This is a genomic window from Defluviimonas sp. SAOS-178_SWC (assembly GCF_039830135.1).
Classification (GTDB): Bacteria; Pseudomonadota; Alphaproteobacteria; order Rhodobacterales; family Rhodobacteraceae; genus Albidovulum.
Window position 1 is genome coordinate 2,060,628 of the sequence record NZ_CP156081.1, and the last position, 16,738, is coordinate 2,077,365.

Genomic DNA, 16,738 nt, shown 5'->3' on the forward strand with positions numbered 1-16,738 from the left:
ATAAACGGGTTTCGCTTTTCGTCAATTCGCCGCCGCCGGTCCCGATATAGTCCCGTGAAACGAAGGAGGATCGCTATGCCGCTCGCCATGAACAAGGAGGTCTTCATCACCTGCGCCGTCACCGGCTCGGGCGGGACCCAGGACCGCAGCCCGCATGTGCCGCGCTCGCCCGCCGAGATCGCGGACAGCGCCATCGCCGCCGCCAAGGCCGGGGCCGCGATCGTCCATTGCCACGTCCGCGACCCGGAGACCGGCAAGCCGTCGCGCGATCCGAAATACTACCGCGAGGTCACGGAACGCATCCGCGATTCGGCGACCGACGTCGTCCTCAACCTTACCGCCGGCATGGGCGGCGACATCGTCTTCGGCGGGGTGGAATCGCCGCTGCCGCCGGTCGCGGGTACCGACATGGTCGGCGCCACTGAACGCATGGCCCATGTCGCCGACTGTCTGCCCGAGATCTGCACCCTCGACTGCGGCACGATGAACTTCGCCGAGGCCGACTACGTGATGACCAACACGCCCGGCATGCTCCGCGCGATGGGCCAGATGATGACCGATCTGGGCGTGAAGCCCGAGATCGAGGCTTTCGACACTGGCCATCTCTGGTTCGCCAAGGAACTGGTGAAGGAAGGCGTGCTGAAATCGCCCGCTTTGGTGCAGCTTTGCATGGGCGTGCCCTGGGGCGCGCCGAACGACCTCAACACCTTCATGGCGATGGTCAACAATGTGCCCGCCGACTGGAACTGGTCGGCCTTTTCTCTGGGTCGTGACCAGATGCCCTTCGTCGCGGCTTCGGTTCTCGCCGGCGGCAACGTGCGCGTCGGGCTCGAGGACAACCTCTGGCTCGGCAAGGGGCAATTGGCGACCAACGCCCAGCTCGTCGAGCGCGCGGCGACGATCATCGAGAACCTCGGGGCGCGGGTGATCGGGCCGGACGAGGTGCGGGCAAAGCTCGGCCTGACAAAACGGGCGCCGAAGAAGCGGTGACGCCGGTGGTTACGGTGTAGCTACGGAAAGCATACGGCAAACATACGCCCGCCTGACGGGCTGAACGCGGAAAGGACGGGCGCATGGCGCGCAAGGCAGCGATCATCGGGGGCGGGGTTATCGGCGGCGGCTGGGCCGCGCGGTTCCTCCTCAACGGCTGGGACGTGGCGGTCTTCGATCCCGACCCGGAGGCCGAGCGCAAGATCGGCGAGGTGCTGGCCAATGCCCGCGCCGCACTGCCCGCGCTCTCGGACGTGCCGATGCCGCCGGAGGGCCGGCTGAGCTTCGCCGCCACCCTCACGGACGCCGTGCAAGGCGCGGATTACATTCAGGAATCCGTCTCCGAGCGGCTGGATCTGAAGCACCGCGTCTTCGCCCAGATCCAGCAGGCCTCACACGGCGTGCCCATCGGCTCCTCGACCTCGGGCTTCAAACCGTCGGAGTTGCAGGAAAGCGCAGCCGACCCCTCGGTGATCTTCGTCGCGCATCCCTTCAATCCTGTCTATCTGCTGCCGCTGGCCGAGGTCGTTCCCAGCGCAAAGTCCGATGCGAACGTTATTGAAAACGCAAAGGAAATCCTGCGAGAGATCGGGATGTTCCCGCTTCATGTCCGCAAGGAAATCGACGCCCATATCGCTGACCGCTTCCTTGAGGCCGTCTGGCGCGAGGCGCTCTGGCTCGTCAAGGACGGTGTCGCCACGACCGAGGAGATCGACGAGGCGATCCGCATGGGTTTCGGCCTCCGCTGGGGCCAGATGGGCCTCTTCGAGACCTACCGAGTCGCCGGCGGCGAGGCCGGAATGAAGCACTTCATGGCCCAGTTCGGCCCCTGCCTCAGCTGGCCCTGGACGAAGCTCATGGATGTGCCCGAATTCACCGACGAGCTCGTCGACCTGATCGCCGGCCAGTCCGACGCCCAGTCGGGCCACTACACGATCCGCGAGCTGGAACGGATCCGCGACTCCAACCTCATCGGCTTCATGCGGGCGCTGAAGGACCGCAACTGGGGCGCCGGAAAGGTCCTGCGCGAACATGACGAGCGCCGCCGCGCCGCCTTCCACGATACCGGCAAGACCGGCGAAGGCGCGCCGCTGGTCATGGCGCATATGCAGGTTCTGCCGGGCTGGATCGACTATAACGGCCACATGACCGAAAGCCGCTATCTCTTTGCCGCATCAGAGACTTCCGATGCGTTCCTCAGACTGATCGGCGCCGATATGGACTATGTGGCGGGTGGCCACAGCTACTACACCGCCGAAACCCATATCATGCATCTGGGCGAGGCGAAGCTCGGCGACCGTCTCACCGGCACGTTGCAGGTGCTGAGCTCGGACGAAAAGCGCATCCACGCCTTCATCCGGATCCAGCGCGGCGAGGAGGTGGTGGCGAGCCTCGAACAGATGTTCCTTCATGTCGACATGAAGGCCGGCCGCACTTGTCCCGCGGCGCCAGAGGTACTGGCGCGCCTTGCGCCCATCACCGAGGCCCACAAGGCCCTGCCGCGTCCCGAGGCCGCCGGTCGCCATGTCGGGCAACGGAAGTCATGACCCGCGTCCTCATCACCGCAGGCGCCGCCGGGATCGGCCGGGCGATGGCGAACGCCTTCGCCGCGACCGGGGCCGAGGTCTGGGTGACCGATGTCGATGACACCGCGCTCGTCACGGTTCCGGACGGGATCCGCGCCAGCAGGGTCGATGCCGCGGACGAAGCGTCGATGGACGCATTATTCAATGAAGTGAAGTCGGTATGGGGCGGCCTTGATGTTCTCTGCGCCAATGCCGGGATCAAGGGGCCGACGGCGTCGATCGAGGACATGCCGCTCGATGGCTGGCGCGGCTGCCTCGCGGTGAATCTCGACGGCGCCTTCCTTGCCGCGAAATATGCAACCCCGATCATGAAGGCGCAGCGCTCCGGCGTGATGACCTTTACCTCCTCGACGGCCGGTCTCTACGGCTTTCCCTATCGCGCGCCCTATGCAGCCGCGAAATGGGCGGTGATCGGCTTGATGAAGACCGTCGCGATGGAACTCGGTCCCTTTGGCATCCGCGCCAACGCGATCGCGCCCGGCTCCGTCACCGGCCCCCGCATCGACAGGGTGTTCGAGGCCGAAGCGAGGGCCAAGGGCATGACCACCGAGGCGGTCCGCGACGGCTATGCCGCCGGCACCGCGCTCGGCCGCCTCTCCGACCCCGAGGACATCGCCAACATGGCCGTCTTCCTCGCCTCCGACGGGGCCCGCATGGTCTCCGGCCAGGTGCTGACCGTCGACGGCTTCACCATCAATCCAGATCCCAAGGTGTAAGACATGGATTTCGGCCTGAGTGACGAACAGAAGATGATCGTCGAGACGACGCGCGCCTTCGTCGAAAACGAGCTTTATCCCCACGAGGCCGAGGTCGAACGCACCGGCCACCTCCGCATGGAACTGATAATGGAGTTGCAGGCCAAGGCGATAGAAGCCGGTCTTTACGCGGCCAACATGCCCGAGGAGGTCGGCGGCGCCGGCCTCGATACGCTGACATGGCTCCTCTACGAGAAGGAACTGGGGCGGACCAACTACGCGCTCCACTGGACCTGCGTCGCGCGGCCCTCGAACATCCTTCTCGCCGGGACGGAGGAGCAGAAGGAGCGCTATCTCCATCCTTGCATTCGCGGCGAGAAATGGGATTGCCTTGCCATGACCGAACCCGGAGCCGGGTCGGACTTGCGCGGCATGAAGGCGACGGCGCGCGAGGACGGCGATGACTTCGTCCTGAACGGCACCAAGCACTTCATCAGCCATGCCGACATCGCCGATTTCGCCATCGTGTTCATGGCGACGGGCGAGGAACAGACCCCGCGCGGGGTGAAGAAGAAGATCACCGCGTTCTTCGTCGACAAGGGGACGAAAGGCTTTTCCGTCCGCGAAGGCTACCGCAACGTCTCGCATCGCGGCTACACCAACGCCGTGCTCGAATTCGACGATTGCCGCCTGCCGAAAGGCCAGATCCTCGGCGAGGTCCACAAGGGCTTCGAGGTCGCCAACACTTGGCTCGGCGCCACACGTCTTCAGGTCGCCTCCACCTGCCTTGGTCGGGCCGAACGCGCCCTGGCCCACGCCATCAGCTATGCGGCGGAGCGCGAGCAATTCGGCCAGAAGATCGGCAAGTTCCAGGGAATTTCGTTCAAACTCGCGGATATGGCGATGGAACTTAAAGCGGCCGAACTCCTTACGCGTGAGGCTGCCTGGAAATTCGACCAGGGCACAGTGACCGAGGCCGACATGTCCATGGCCAAGCTCAAGGCGACCGAGGTTCTTGCCATGATCGCCGACGAGGCGATCCAGATTCACGGCGGCATGGGCCTCATGGACGAGCTCCCGCTCGAACGCATCTGGCGCGACGCGCGCGTCGAGCGGATCTGGGAAGGGACATCCGAAATCCAGCGCCACATCATCAGCCGCGAACTTCTGCGGCCGTTCGGCGCCTGACCTTTTCTTGCCTCCGGCGGGTGTATTCATGAACAGAAGACTTAACGGTCGGTTAACCATGTTCGGCCAATCTGAGAATGCGGGACAGGCGGGAGCGCCAATGACCGCAACAGGAGAAGGCACCTCGCCGCCGGCGTCGGGCCGGGGTGCTGATCTTTCCTTCTTCTGTTTTCAAATAATCTCGGGGGTCCGGGGGCAGACAGCCCCCGGCGCTCTCCACGGGACCGGAGGCCGGGCATGACGCGCGACCTCTCCCGGCTGCTGCGCCCCCGGTCCATCGCCGTCATGGGCTCGGTCTGGGCCGAGAACGTCATCGCCCAGTGCCGCAAGATGGGATTTGCCGGGCCGGTCTGGCCAGTCCACCCGACCAAGGCCGAGATCGGCGGGCTGAAAGCCTACCCCTCCCTCGCAGCCCTTCCGGGCGCTCCTGACGCGACTTTCATCGGCGTGAACCGCCACACCACGGTCGACGTCGTGGGCGAACTTGCCGCGATGGGCGCGGGCGGCGCGATCTGTTTTGCGTCCGGCTGGACAGAAGCCGGAGAACCGGAACTGGAGGACCGGCTCGTCGCGGCGGCCGGCGCGATGCCGATCCTCGGGCCGAACTGCTACGGTGTGATCAATTACCTCGACGGCGCGCTTCTCTGGCCCGACCAGCATGGCGGCCGGCGGGTGGAGCGGGGCGTGGCGCTCCTCAGCCAGTCCTCGAATATCGTCATCAACCTCTCGATGCAGACGCGGGGCCTGCCGGTCGCCTATGTCGCCTGCCTCGGCAATGCGGCGCAGATCGGCCTTGCGGAGCTTGCCGGCGCGCTCTTGTCCGACGAAAGGGTGACGGCGATCGGGATGTATGTCGAGGGTATCGACGATGCCCCGGCCTTCGCCGCCCTTGCCGAAGCGGCGCGCGCGGCAGGAAAGGGGGTCGTCTGCCTGAAGTCCGGCAAGACAGAGGCATCGCAGACGGCCGCCGCGTCGCATACCGCCTCCCTCGCCGGCGGCGGCGCGGCGTCGTCCGCCTTCCTCTGTCAGGCCGGTGTGGCGGAGGTGAATACGCTCCCGGAACTCCTTGAAACCCTGAAGATCTTTCACGTTCACGGACCGCGGATCGGGCCGCGCCTCTGCTCGCTCTCCTGTTCGGGGGGGGAGGCCGGGCTGGTCTCCGACCTCGCCCAGCCGTTCGGTCTGGAATTTCCGCCGGTGTCCGAGGCGCAGCGCATACGGCTTGGCGAGATTCTCGGGCCGATCGTCACCATCGCCAATCCGCTCGATTACCACACGTTCATCTGGGGCGACGGGTCGCGGACGACGGATGTCTTCACGACGATGCTCGCAGGCTACGATGCCGGGATCTTCGTGATCGACCCGCCACGGCCCGACCGCTGCGATCCGTCCTCGTTCCAGCCGGCGCTCGACGCCATCGTCGCGGCCGGGCGCTCGACCGGGAAGCCGGCTTTTCCCGTCGCCTCCTTGCCGGAGAACTTCGACGAGGACCGGGCGATTGCGATGATCGGGGACGGGGTTGCGCCGCTGATGGGGCTTGAGACCGCGCTCGGCGCGCTGAAGGCGGCCCAGACAGAGCCGGGGCGGCCGGGCTGGCGGCCAGCGCCGGCGATCCCGCCCCGCGCGACGCGGCTTCTGGACGAGGCAGAGGGCAAGCGGATGCTCGATGCCGCTGCCGTGCCGATCCCGCGCGGCGCGATCGGCGGGACGCTGGCGGAGGTGACGGCCAGGGCGGTGGGGCTCAAGCCGCCGCTTGCGCTCAAGGGCCTCGGCTTTGCCCACAAGACCGAGGCAGGCGCGGTGCGGCTCGGGCTCGCCAACCTCGACGGGCAGGCCGAGATGCCGGGGGCCACGGGCTATCTGGTCGAGGAGATGGTGACGGAAACGGTCGCCGAGATCCTGCTCGGGCTGCAGCGCGATCCGGTCTACGGCGTGACGCTGACGCTCGGGCTTGGCGGGGTGACGGCGGAGGTTCTGGCCGATACGGTGACGCTGGTCCTGCCGGTGACGGAGGCCGAGGTGCTGGGGGCGATGCGGAGGCTCCGGCTCTGGCCGCTGCTCGACGGCTATCGCGGCCGGCCGAGGGCCGACATGGCGGCGGTGGCGAAGATCGCGGTCCGGCTCGGGCAGGCCATGCTCGACCGGCCGGAGCTGGAAGAAATCGAGATCAACCCGATCCTCGTCCGGGAAGCCGGCGCGGTGGCGGTCGATGCGCTGATAAGGGAGGCAGTGTGATGGCTGAGATGGAGATGCGGACAGAAGGGCCGATCCGGACGCGGCGTGAGGGCGGCATCCTCGAAGTGACGCTCGACCGGCCGAAGGCCAATGCGATCGACCTCGCTACCAGCCGGATCATGGGGCTTACCTTCCGCGACTTCCGCGACGACGATACCTTGCGCGTCGCGATCCTGCGCGCCGAAGGAGAGAAGTTCTTCTGCCCCGGCTGGGATCTGAAGGCCGCCGCCGGCGGGGACGCGGTCGACGGCGATTACGGGGTCGGGGGATTCGGCGGGTTGCAGGAACTTCCGAACCTGAACAAGCCGGTGATCGCGGCGGTGAACGGCATCTGCTGTGGTGGCGGGTTGGAGCTTGCGCTTTCGGCCGACCTTATCCTCGCCTCCGACAGCGCCACCTTCGCGCTGCCCGAAATCCGGTCCGGGACCGTGGCCGACGCCGCCTCGATCAAACTGCCGAAACGCATCCCATATCATGTGGCGATGGACCTCTTGCTGACGGGCCGCTGGTTTGACGCCGAGGAAGCCTTGCGCTGGGGTCTCCTGAAGGAAATCACCACGCAAGCGGACCTTCTGCCGAAGGCGTGGGATCTCGCACGGCTTCTCGAAAGCGGACCTCCCCTGGTCTATGCCGCGATCAAGGAAGTGGTGCGGCAGGCCGAGGACATGCGCTTTCAGGATGCGCTGAACCGGATCACCAGACGGCAGATGCCGACGGTAGACCGGCTTTATTCCTCGGAAGACCAGCTCGAAGGCGCGCGCGCCTTCGCCGAGAAGCGCGATCCGGTCTGGAAGGGGCGCTAGGGCGTTTCGACATCTCGCGCCCCGCAAGAGAACCGGCGCGCGTCCCCGATGGCATCTGGCAAGATGGCGCCAATGGCGTTCATCTTGCCTGAAAATACCTCCGCCGGAGGCTCCCTCACTCTCCGCGCGGGAACCGCTTGCTCTCTTCGAGATTGTCGAGGTTCATGTGGTTGCGCATGTAGCGCTCGGAGGCCTTTTTCAGTGGCTGGTAGTCCCACGGGAAATAGTCGCCGTTCCGCAGGGCCTCGTAGACCACCCAGCGCCGGGCCTGGCTTTGCCGCACCTCGGCGTCGAAGCGGGCGAGGTCCCAGCGGGCCTCTGATTTTGCCCTGAGGCTGGCGAGGGTTCCGGCAAGGGCAGGGTCGTCCGCGAGGTTCGTCAACTCGTGCGGATCGGCCTCGAGATCGAAGAGCTGGTCGGGGTCGAGCGCGCATCGGTTCAGTTTCCACCGCCCTTCCCGCAATGAAACGAGTGGCGCGTAGGACGCTTCGGCCGCGTATTCCATCAGCACCGGCGCGGAGCGTTCGGTTCCGGTGGCGAGCGGGACCAGGCTTTCGCCATCGGTCCAGGGCATGACGTCGTCCATCGAGACCCCGGCGAGGTGGCAGAGCGTCGGCGTCACGTCGATGGTCGAGACGGCAGTGTCGATGCGCCCCGGTTCCAACCCCGGCACGGCGATCATCAGCGGCACCCGCGCGGAGCCTTCGTAGAAGTTCATCTTGAACCAGAGGCCGCGCTCGCCGAGCATGTCGCCGTGGTCGGAGACGAAGAGGATCGCCGCCTCCTGCCGGGTCGTCTCCAGCGCCTCCAGGATCGCGCCGATCTTGTCGTCGATATAGGAGATGTTGGCGAAATAGGCGCGGCGTGACTTGCGGATGTCTTCCTCGGTGATGGTGAAGTTGCGCCAGTCGTTGGCGTCGAAGATGCGTTTGGCGTGCGGGTCGTGATCCTCGTAGGGCATCGCCGGCACTTCCGGAAGCAGGTGCTCGCAGTCCTCGTAAAGGTCCCAGTATTTCTTTCGCGCGACGTAAGGATCGTGCGGATGGGTGAAGCTGACCGTGAGGCACCAGGGCCGGTCATCCAGCCCGCGCGCGAGGTCGTAGACCTTGGCGGTCGCGTTGTAGGCGACCTCGTCGTCGTACTCCATCTGGTTGGTGATCTCGGCGACCCCCGCGCCGGTGACCGAGCCCATGTTGTGATACCACCAGTCGATCCGCTCGCCGGGCTTGCGGTAATCCGGGGTCCAGCCGAAATCGGCGGGGTAGATGTCGGTCGTCAGCCGCTCCTCGAAGCCGTGAAGCTGGTCGGGGCCGACGAAATGCATCTTGCCCGAGAGGCAGGTCTGGTAGCCGGCGCGGCGCAGATGGTGGGCATAGGTCGGGATGTCGGAGGCGAACTCGGCCGCGTTGTCGTAGACGCCGGTGCGCGAGGGAAGCTGGCCGGACATAAACGAGGCGCGCCCGGGCGCACAGAGGGGCGAGCCGGTATAGGCGTTGCGGAAACGGACCGAGCGGGCGGCGAGACGCTTGAGGTTCGGCGCGTGGAGCCAGTCGGCCGGTCCATCGGGAAAGAGCGTGCCGTTCAACTGATCCACCATCAGAATCAGGATGTTGGGGCGGTCGCTCATTCCGGGTCTCCTCGCATGGTCTGGCGGCAGATTGGCAACCTTTGCCGTCTGGCGCTGGTCGCTAGGCGACATCTTCGTGCCGCCACCGGCATCGCGCTTCTGAGGCATCCGTGCGACAGGTCGGGAAGCTGGAACGGGGTGTGCCGCGATGGACCGAAAACTGCTTTTGATCATTCTCGACGGGGTGCCTTACGCCAACTGGCGACGCTATTTCGGCAATCTCGAAGGCTGGGTCGCGACCGGGGCGGCGCGGGTCTGGAAGATGCGCTCGGTCCTGCCGTCGATCTCGGCCTCTTGCTACGCCTCGATCCATACCGGGGTGACCCCGCAGGTCCACCACGTCACCTCGAACGAGACGATCTTCCGGGTGGCCGAGCCGGACATCTTCTCCGAGGTCGCCGGGGCCGGTGGCCGCACCGGGGCGGTCGCGCATTCCTTCTGGTCGGCCTTCTTCCAGCGGCACCCCTTCGATCCGGTGCGCGACATCGAGTATGACGAGGACGACGGGCCGATTCATCACGGCCGGTTCCATACGATGACCGGCTACGGCCACATGAACCAGATGACGCCCTGTGATGCCGACCTCTTCGCCACGCTGACGATGCTCGCCGAACGCAAGGGCATTGACTACGGGATGCTCCATACCTGCACGCTCGACAGCATGGGGCACCGCTTCGGGCACGACTGCATCGAGATGGACAAGGCCTGCTGCATGATGGACGCGCAGCTCGCCCCGTTCATTCCGCGCTGGCGGGCGGCGGGCTACGAGGTCATCGTGACCGCCGATCATGGCCAGTCGACACGGGGTCATCACGGCGGCGCGGGCGACGACCAGCGCGACGTCGCGCTGTACTATTTCGGCGACGGTCAGGGGCCGGCACCCGACGCGCTTCTCGACCAGCTTTCGCTCGCGCCGACGATCCTCGCGCGGTTGGGCGTGCCGGTGCCGGGGTCGATGACGGCGGTGCCGTTCCTGGAATAGGGCGAAGGGGCCGGCAACGGCCCCCCGCTTCAATCGGCGTGATTCGCGCCCTCGGCATCGAGGAGCGCCCGGATCTCACCCAGGAATTGCCCGGCGAGGTCGGGATAGTCCTCCCATTCCCGCGCGGTCTTCTCGGCGACCTCGTCGGAGAGGACGCGCAGCGGCCGGCCGGTCTGAAGCGCGCGAATATAGGTCTCGGCCGCACGTTCGAAATAGTAGAGCCGGTTGAAGGTCTCGGCGACTGTCTCGCCGATCACGAGGACACCGTGATTGCCCATGATCATGGTGCGGACCTTCGGATCCGACAGCATCGCGGCACAGCGCGCGCCTTCGTCGCCGAAGGCCATGCCGCCATAGTGGTCGTCCACCACGTAGCGGTTGAAGAACATCGCCGTGTTCTGGTCGACCGGCGGCAGCCGGCTGTCGGCGAGGCTGGCAAGCACGGTCGCATGGATCGAATGGACATGCATCACGCAGCGCGCATGGGGGCAGGCGCGGTGAATCGACCCGTGCAGACCCCAGGCCGTGGGGTCGGGGGCGTCGGGCCGGTCGAGAGTATCGGGATCATTGGCGTCGAGAAGGAGAAGCTCGGTCGCCTTGATCCGCGCGAAGTGACGGCCGAAGGGGTTGATGAGGAACCGGGTGCCATCATCGTTCACGGCAAGGCTGAAATGATTGGCGACCCCTTCGTGCATCCCCTCGCGCGCCGTCCAGCGGAAGGCGGCGGCGAGGTCGCACCGCTCGGTCATGTGGTCGATGTTGATCCGGGTCGGCTTGTTCACTTCGGCGCCTCCATGTGGTTTCCGGCCCAGTCTGCCCACCGCGCGGTTGAATGCAGGTCCGTGCGCGCCTTCGGCTGGTCACTCTGCGACCTCGTCCGCCCAAGTCCGAGCGGAGGGCCGGTCTTTCCGTGCTGTCGGGCGAGGTAGATCGTTCGGATGATCAGGTTGCCGACGGGTGCAGAAGCGGTGCGTAGCCCGTCTTCAGGACCGCGACCAATGGCGTCGGGGTCAGAACCTCGACTTCGCCGGATCCGGGGCGGGGAAGGGCGGGCCGGTAGCCCGAGGGCGTGTAGGGCAAAAGCCGGTCCCGCAGAACCAGATGGGGGCCGTCGGTGCCGGCGATGAAGCTGCCGTCCGGCAGCCCCGCGAGATCCGCGCGGAACGTCACCTTGGCCCGAAGGCGCGGCACGATCCGCGCTTCGTGAAGCACGGCGTCGATCGCGTCCGCGCGCGGGGCGGGGCGCCCGGTCGCCGTGCCCCAGGCGGCCCGGAAGCGCAGATAGGCTTCGCGCCGGCAGAGCGCGCAAGGACGGTGCCCGGCGGCCAGCGCCACCGCCTCGTCGAGGAAGAAGAGCGGGGTCCAGCTATGGGTCGAGGCAAGCGGCTGGCGGTGGTCGCGATAATGCAGAACGCAGGAAATCCAGGCGCGATGACGGAAAAGGTGCCGGCGTGTTCCGGCTTCGTCGCAAAGGATGCCACGATTGCCGGTGAGAAGGCCGCGCCCCGGATCGGCGATGATCTCGCCTTCGGGCGTGACGCGGTTCTCGCGCGCCATCAGCGCATCCTCAGCGCGCCGTCGAGGCGGATCACCTCGCCGTTGAGATAGCCGCATTCGACGATGAAGCCGGCGAGCGCCGCGTATTCCGCCGGATCGCCGAGCCGCTTCGGAAAGGTCACTTCGGCGGCGAGGCTGTCCTGCACCTCCTGCGGCAGGCCCCTCATCATCGGCGTGCCGAAGATGCCGGGCGCGATGGCGCAGACGCGGATGCCCTGCTGGGCAAGGTCGCGCGCGGCAGGCAGCGTCAGCCCGACGATACCGCCCTTGGAGGCCGCATAGGCAGTCTGGCCCTTCTGCCCGTCGAAGGCGGCGATGGAGGCGGTATTGACGATAACCCCGCGCTCAGGCCCGGGATTGGCGGCCATTTCGGCGGCGGCGAGGCGCAGGACATTGAAGGAGCCGACAAGGTTGATGTCGATGGTCCGGCGGAAGCTGTCGAGGGTGTGCGGCCCATCGCGCCCGAGCGTCTTTTCCCCGGTCGCGATGCCCGCGCAGTTGATGAGGACATCGATTCCCCCCATCGCGCGCCGGGCGGCGCCAATGCCCGCGGTCACCGAGGCTTCGTCGGTCACGTCCACCTCGGCGAAATGCGCGCCGATCTCCGCGGCGAAGGCCGCGCCCGCGGCCGCGCGGTCGAAGATCGTCACCTGCGCGCCTTTGTCGCGAAACGCCTGTGCCGTGGCCGCGCCAAGGCCCGAAGCGCCGCCGGTGATGATCGCCCTTGCCGTGCCAAGTTGCATCGCCGCCTCTCGAATTAACTGAACGTGTGTTCATAAAGTAACCGCGAAAAGACGGGCTGTCCAGCCGGCGTGCGATGGACCTCTCAAAGGGCCATCGGCCAGTTTCAGCCGATGCCCGGCGCGAAATTGCCGTTACCGATCAAGCATTTGTGAGATCCCCTTGGAAGTCCCGGCGGTGGGAATAGGTTCCCGGTGCGCGCCATGAGCGGCCGGATCGGTGGCATTCCGACGGCCGGCATCGGTGCGCCGAATGGATGATAGAGCAGAACTGGAGACGATGATGAACTTGCTGACCAAAGCCGCGCTCGGCGTGGCGGTGTCGGGGGCGCTGGCGGTGCCGGCGCTGGCCGGCGGATATTCCGAGCCGGTCGCCGAGGCGCCGGTCGCGGCGCCGGTGGTTGCGGCGCCGGTCGGGGCCGACTGGACCGGCGGATATGTCGGTGCCCAGCTTGGCTATGGCGACGCGTCGGCCGGCGCGCTTGACGGCAATGGCGCAACCTACGGTCTGCGCGGCGGCTATGACTGGGATCTCGGCAACTGGGTCGTGGGTGCGGGCCTCGATTGGGACAAGACCGATATCGATCTTGGCGGCGGGCCGGACAACCTCGACAGCATCGCCCGGCTGAAGCTCCGTGCCGGCTACGATCTCGGCCAGACGCTGATCTACGGCACCGCCGGTCCGGCCCGGGCCAAGGCGGATCTCGCGGGGGTGAGCCATTCCGACAACGGCTGGTTCGCCGGTATCGGTGCGGAATACGCGCTGAACAACGGCTGGTCGGTCGGCGGCGAAGTGCTGCACAACCAGTTCGACGACTTCGACAATACCGGCACCGATGTCGACGCGACGACTGCGACGGTCAACGTGAACTTCCGGTTCTGATGAAAGATGGCGCGGGGGCCGGAACGGTCCCCGCCGCCTACCATCGCCCGGTGGCGCCGCCGCCGGAAGATCGCCCTCCGCCGAAGGAACCGCGTCTGCCCGACGCAGTCTTGCGCGGGATGGCGTAGGGCCGGTCCTCGTGGAAATCGCAATGCCGGCAGCGCGTCCGGACGACACCGGGCCCGTCATCTTCGGCCGTGGCTGACGCCACGACCTCACGCCCGCGCCGCATTCCGAGGCGGCCGCAGGCGGGGCAGCGCCGGAGCACCTGTAGTGCATCGCCGATCCGCCGCCGGACCGCGATCAGCCCCCCAAAGGCGGCAAGCGCGAGGACAGGCACCCAACCCGGAATCCCACCCGGCGCGGCCTTTTGCAACGCTTCCGGCGGCAGGTCCAGCGCGTGCCGCCGCGCGATCCGGGCGATTGTCTCGCCGGTCCCGGCCACGATCCCGCGCTGGTAGTCGCCGTCCCGGAAGTCGGGCAGAAAAAAGCGGCTGATGATATCCTGGGCGAGAACGTCGTAACCCTGACCATAGGCGCTGCCGAGCGCGATCCGCATTTCCCGGTCGGCCACCGCCACGAGGACGAGGATGCCGTCGTTCCGGTCGGCCCGGCCAATCCCCCAATCGTTGAAGAGACCGGTCGCGAAAGCCTCGATCGACGCGGACGGGGCGTAGTCGTCGCGCGTCCGGATCGTCAGCACCGTCATTTCGACACCGGTCTCCGCCTCGAGGGTTTCAAGCATGGTGCGAAGACCGTTCTCGGCGGCCGGGTCGAGAGCCCCGGCAAGGTCGGACACGAAAGCATCCATATAGGGCGGATAGACCTCCGCCTTCGCGAGCCCGGACCAGAGGAGCGCGGACAGGATCACGACGGTGACGAAACGGAACATGGGCCGGCATCCTTTCCGCCCGTCCGGAATGACGGGCGATGCTCACTGGATAGGGGCCCGGCCGGGGAGATGGCAAGCGCCCTTGGCAGCATCCCACGCGCCCGACTGGCGAACGGGAGCGCGTGACGACAGCCCTCACCCCCCGGTTGCATGGCGGTGGCAAAACCGCAACTTGCCCCCGCAAGGATGGGAAATGACGCGACAATAGACCAATTCTCCTCCAAAACCCGCCATGATCTTGCGCCAGATCAAGAAAGATCGCGGTGCCGATTCGCCGCGCGTGACCAGGGACGGAGTACCCGATGCGATTTCGCGATGTTGCAACCAGATTGTCGGTAGTGATCCTCGTCATGGCTCTTGCGGCCTGTGGCGGCACGTTTCGGACCTACTATGACGAAAGCCCCGACGCGACGAACTGGCGCGTGACATCCGTCGACGTGTCGGTGCCGCGTACCCTCGTCGTGTCGGAGGAGGAGATATTCCTGCCGAAGGCCGATATCGTCTGGCGCGAGGATGCCGCTGGCGACCGATACGAACAAGTCGCCGCAATCATGAAAAACGCGATCGGGCAGGGTGCCGCCGGCCTGAAGGGAGATCGGCCGGTCCGGTTCGAAGTCACGATGGCGCGCTTTCACGCGATGACCTTCCTTGCCGAAACCCGCGCCCCCGGCGGCGTTCACGACATCGAGTTCACCATCACCGCGCTTGACGCGGAAAGCGGCAAGGTCCTCGCCGGCCCGGACTATATCGAGGCATCCTTTCCGGCGATGACCGGGGCGACGATGTCGGAAGCCCGGGTGCAGGGCGAGACCCAGAAAAGCCAGATCACCAGCCACGTCGCGCGGACCATCGCCAGCTGGCTCGGCACCGGGCCCGACGCGCGGCGGACCTTCTCCAGCCTCGGCGGCTGATCGACGCCGGCAACCCTGCGGGCGAGGCGCGCGGAATGCCTTGGCAGGGCGCGGAAATCGCGCTATGCAACGCCGCATGACGACCTACGGTAACATCTGCATTATCTGCATTACCGGCTGACACAGGCGTTTCGGAATGGAAACGCCGGATCAGGCGGGCCGTTCTTCTGTTTCCAACATCCGAAGAGATTGGTAAGCCCGCCACCGGGACGCGTGCGCGAGGACAAGGCATGACCACGATCAGGCTCTACAACACGAAGACCCGCACGAAAGAGGTTTTCGAGCCCATCGACCGCGAAAACGTGCGGATGTATGTCTGCGGGCCGACGGTCTACGACCGCGCCCATATCGGCAACGCGCGCCCGGTCATCGTCTTCGACGTGCTCTTCCGGCTTCTCCGTCACGTCTACGGGGCGGATCACGTCACCTATGTCCGCAACTTCACCGACGTCGACGACAAGATCAACGCCGAGGCCCAGCGGCGGAAAGAGGCGGGCGATCCCCGGTCGTTGGAAGAACTGATCCGAGAGCGGACGGACGAGACGATCCGCTGGTATCACGACGACATGGGCGCGCTCGGCAACCTTTCCCCGACGCTGGAGCCGCGCGCGACCGAATTTATCGGCCAGATGATCGCGATGATCGAGGGACTGATCGCGAGCGGTCACGCCTATGCGAAAGAGGGCCATGTCCTCTTCCGGGTGCGGAGCTACAGGGATTACGGCAAGCTTTCCGGCCGGTCGGTCGACGACATGATCGCCGGGGCACGGGTCGAGGTCGCGCCCTTCAAGGAAGACCCGATGGATTTCGTCCTCTGGAAGCCGTCGAGCGATGACCTGCCGGGCTGGGAAAGCCCGTGGGGGCGCGGCCGACCCGGCTGGCATATCGAATGCTCCGCCATGAGCCACGAGCTTCTCGGCGACAGTTTCGACATCCACGGCGGCGGCATCGACCTTCAGTTCCCGCACCATGAGAACGAGATCGCCCAGTCGGCCTGCGCCCACCCGGAGGCGGATTTCGCCCGGGTCTGGATGCATAACGAGATGCTTCAGGTCGAGGGCAGGAAGATGTCCAAGAGCCTGGGCAACTTTTTCACCGTGCGCGATCTGCTGGATCAGGGGGTGCCGGGTGAGGTGATCCGTTTCGTTTATCTCTCGACCCACTACTCCAAGCCGATGGACTGGACGGAAGAAAAGGCCAAGCAGGCGGCAAGAACATTAAGGAAGTGGCGTGAGGTTACCGCTGATGTCGTCACGATGTGTGGTGCACCAACATCGATCCTCGACACGTTGGGTGATGACCTAAACACCGCCGGTGCGCTCGCTGAGTTGCACAGTCTGGCCAAAACGGGCGCGGCCGCAGAGTTGAAAGCCGGCGCTCTGCTATTGGGGCTCCTTCAAGATGGGATGGGAGACTGGCTGCATAAACCGGGCGTGCAACTTGACGCGTTGACGAACAAGCTTTCGGAGCTGAGGGCAACGGCAAAGGAAACGAAGGATTTTTCAACTGCAGACGCGTTTCGCGATGCATTGACGGCCGCCGGCGTCAAAGTCGCGATTTCCAAAGACGGCATTGTTCTGGTGGCAGGACCAGAAGTGGATGTATCCAAACTGGAGGCCTTGGAATGATGCTGAGGCCGATCCAAAGCA

Annotated in this window: 15 protein-coding genes; 10 read left to right on the forward strand and 5 right to left on the reverse strand. The window is 66.1% G+C overall.

Translation table 11 applies throughout. From position 1 onward, the window contains the following. Positions 1-75: 75 nt before the first annotated feature. From V5734_RS10985 to V5734_RS11010, 6 genes are all read left to right on the forward strand, one after another. Positions 76-990 carry a 3-keto-5-aminohexanoate cleavage protein gene (locus tag V5734_RS10985; RefSeq protein WP_347313534.1) on the forward strand — a complete coding sequence of 305 codons (915 nt, stop codon included), beginning with the start codon at positions 76-78 and terminating at the stop codon, positions 988-990. 83 nt (positions 991-1,073) lie between these two features. Further along, positions 1,074-2,537: a carnitine 3-dehydrogenase gene (locus tag V5734_RS10990; protein WP_347313535.1), complete on the forward strand. Its 1,464-nt coding sequence runs from the start codon at positions 1,074-1,076 to the stop codon at positions 2,535-2,537. Further along, positions 2,534-3,292, forward strand: coding sequence for an SDR family oxidoreductase (locus V5734_RS10995; RefSeq protein ID WP_347313536.1), 759 nt, complete (start codon positions 2,534-2,536; stop codon positions 3,290-3,292). Before V5734_RS10990 ends, V5734_RS10995 begins: the two co-directional genes overlap by 4 nt. A gap of 3 nt (positions 3,293-3,295) precedes the next feature. Beyond that, positions 3,296-4,459, forward strand: coding sequence for an acyl-CoA dehydrogenase family protein (locus V5734_RS11000; RefSeq protein ID WP_347313537.1), 1,164 nt, complete (start codon positions 3,296-3,298; stop codon positions 4,457-4,459). A gap of 237 nt (positions 4,460-4,696) precedes the next feature. Then, on the forward strand, positions 4,697-6,694 hold the full coding sequence (locus V5734_RS11005; protein ID WP_347313538.1) for an acetate--CoA ligase family protein: 1,998 nt from the start codon (positions 4,697-4,699) through the stop codon (positions 6,692-6,694). Continuing rightward, entirely contained in the window at positions 6,694-7,497 is an 804-nt protein-coding gene (locus tag V5734_RS11010) for a carnitinyl-CoA dehydratase (RefSeq protein WP_347313539.1), read from the forward strand. The genes V5734_RS11005 and V5734_RS11010 overlap by 1 nt, the downstream gene beginning before the upstream one ends. 115 nt (positions 7,498-7,612) lie before the next feature. Here the strand turns inward: V5734_RS11010 and betC are convergent, their stop codons facing one another. Then, entirely contained in the window at positions 7,613-9,124 is a 1,512-nt protein-coding gene (gene betC, locus V5734_RS11015) for a choline-sulfatase (RefSeq protein WP_347313540.1), read from the reverse strand. A 148-nt stretch (positions 9,125-9,272) separates the two neighbouring features. Between betC and V5734_RS11020 the strand changes: the two genes are divergently transcribed. Further along, on the forward strand, positions 9,273-10,106 hold the full coding sequence (locus V5734_RS11020) for an alkaline phosphatase family protein (RefSeq protein ID WP_347313541.1): 834 nt from the start codon (positions 9,273-9,275) through the stop codon (positions 10,104-10,106). Positions 10,107-10,135: 29 nt separating this feature from the next. Here the strand turns inward: V5734_RS11020 and V5734_RS11025 are convergent, their stop codons facing one another. The 3 genes from V5734_RS11025 to V5734_RS11035 form a co-directional block, all read right to left on the reverse strand. Further along, positions 10,136-10,855, reverse strand: a complete 720-nt coding sequence (locus V5734_RS11025) for a class II aldolase and adducin N-terminal domain-containing protein (protein WP_347313617.1) — start codon at positions 10,853-10,855, stop codon at positions 10,136-10,138. A gap of 193 nt (positions 10,856-11,048) precedes the next feature. Then, on the reverse strand, positions 11,049-11,663 hold the full coding sequence (locus V5734_RS11030) for a hypothetical protein (protein WP_347313542.1): 615 nt from the start codon (positions 11,661-11,663) through the stop codon (positions 11,049-11,051). Next, the gene (locus tag V5734_RS11035; protein WP_347313543.1) at positions 11,663-12,406 is read right to left on the reverse strand and encodes an SDR family NAD(P)-dependent oxidoreductase; all 744 of its coding nucleotides are present in this window, start codon (positions 12,404-12,406) and stop codon (positions 11,663-11,665) included. The genes V5734_RS11030 and V5734_RS11035 overlap by 1 nt, the downstream gene beginning before the upstream one ends. Before the next feature lie 250 nt (positions 12,407-12,656). Between V5734_RS11035 and V5734_RS11040 the strand changes: the two genes are divergently transcribed. Continuing rightward, entirely contained in the window at positions 12,657-13,286 is a 630-nt protein-coding gene (locus tag V5734_RS11040; protein WP_347313544.1) for an outer membrane protein, read from the forward strand. Positions 13,287-13,323: 37 nt separating this feature from the next. Here the strand turns inward: V5734_RS11040 and V5734_RS11045 are convergent, their stop codons facing one another. Continuing rightward, complete coding sequence (locus V5734_RS11045; RefSeq protein WP_347313545.1) at positions 13,324-14,178, reverse strand: TPM domain-containing protein; 855 nt, start codon at positions 14,176-14,178, stop codon at positions 13,324-13,326. Between the two features lie 302 nt (positions 14,179-14,480). On the opposite strand from V5734_RS11045, the gene V5734_RS11050 reads away from it, so the two are divergent. Together V5734_RS11050 and cysS are read left to right on the forward strand one after the other, a co-directional pair. After that, the gene (locus V5734_RS11050) at positions 14,481-15,089 is read left to right on the forward strand and encodes a DUF6778 family protein (protein ID WP_347313546.1); all 609 of its coding nucleotides are present in this window, start codon (positions 14,481-14,483) and stop codon (positions 15,087-15,089) included. A gap of 230 nt (positions 15,090-15,319) precedes the next feature. Next, on the forward strand, positions 15,320-16,717 hold the full coding sequence (gene cysS, locus V5734_RS11055) for a cysteine--tRNA ligase (protein WP_347313547.1): 1,398 nt from the start codon (positions 15,320-15,322) through the stop codon (positions 16,715-16,717). Positions 16,718-16,738: the final 21 nt, after the last annotated feature.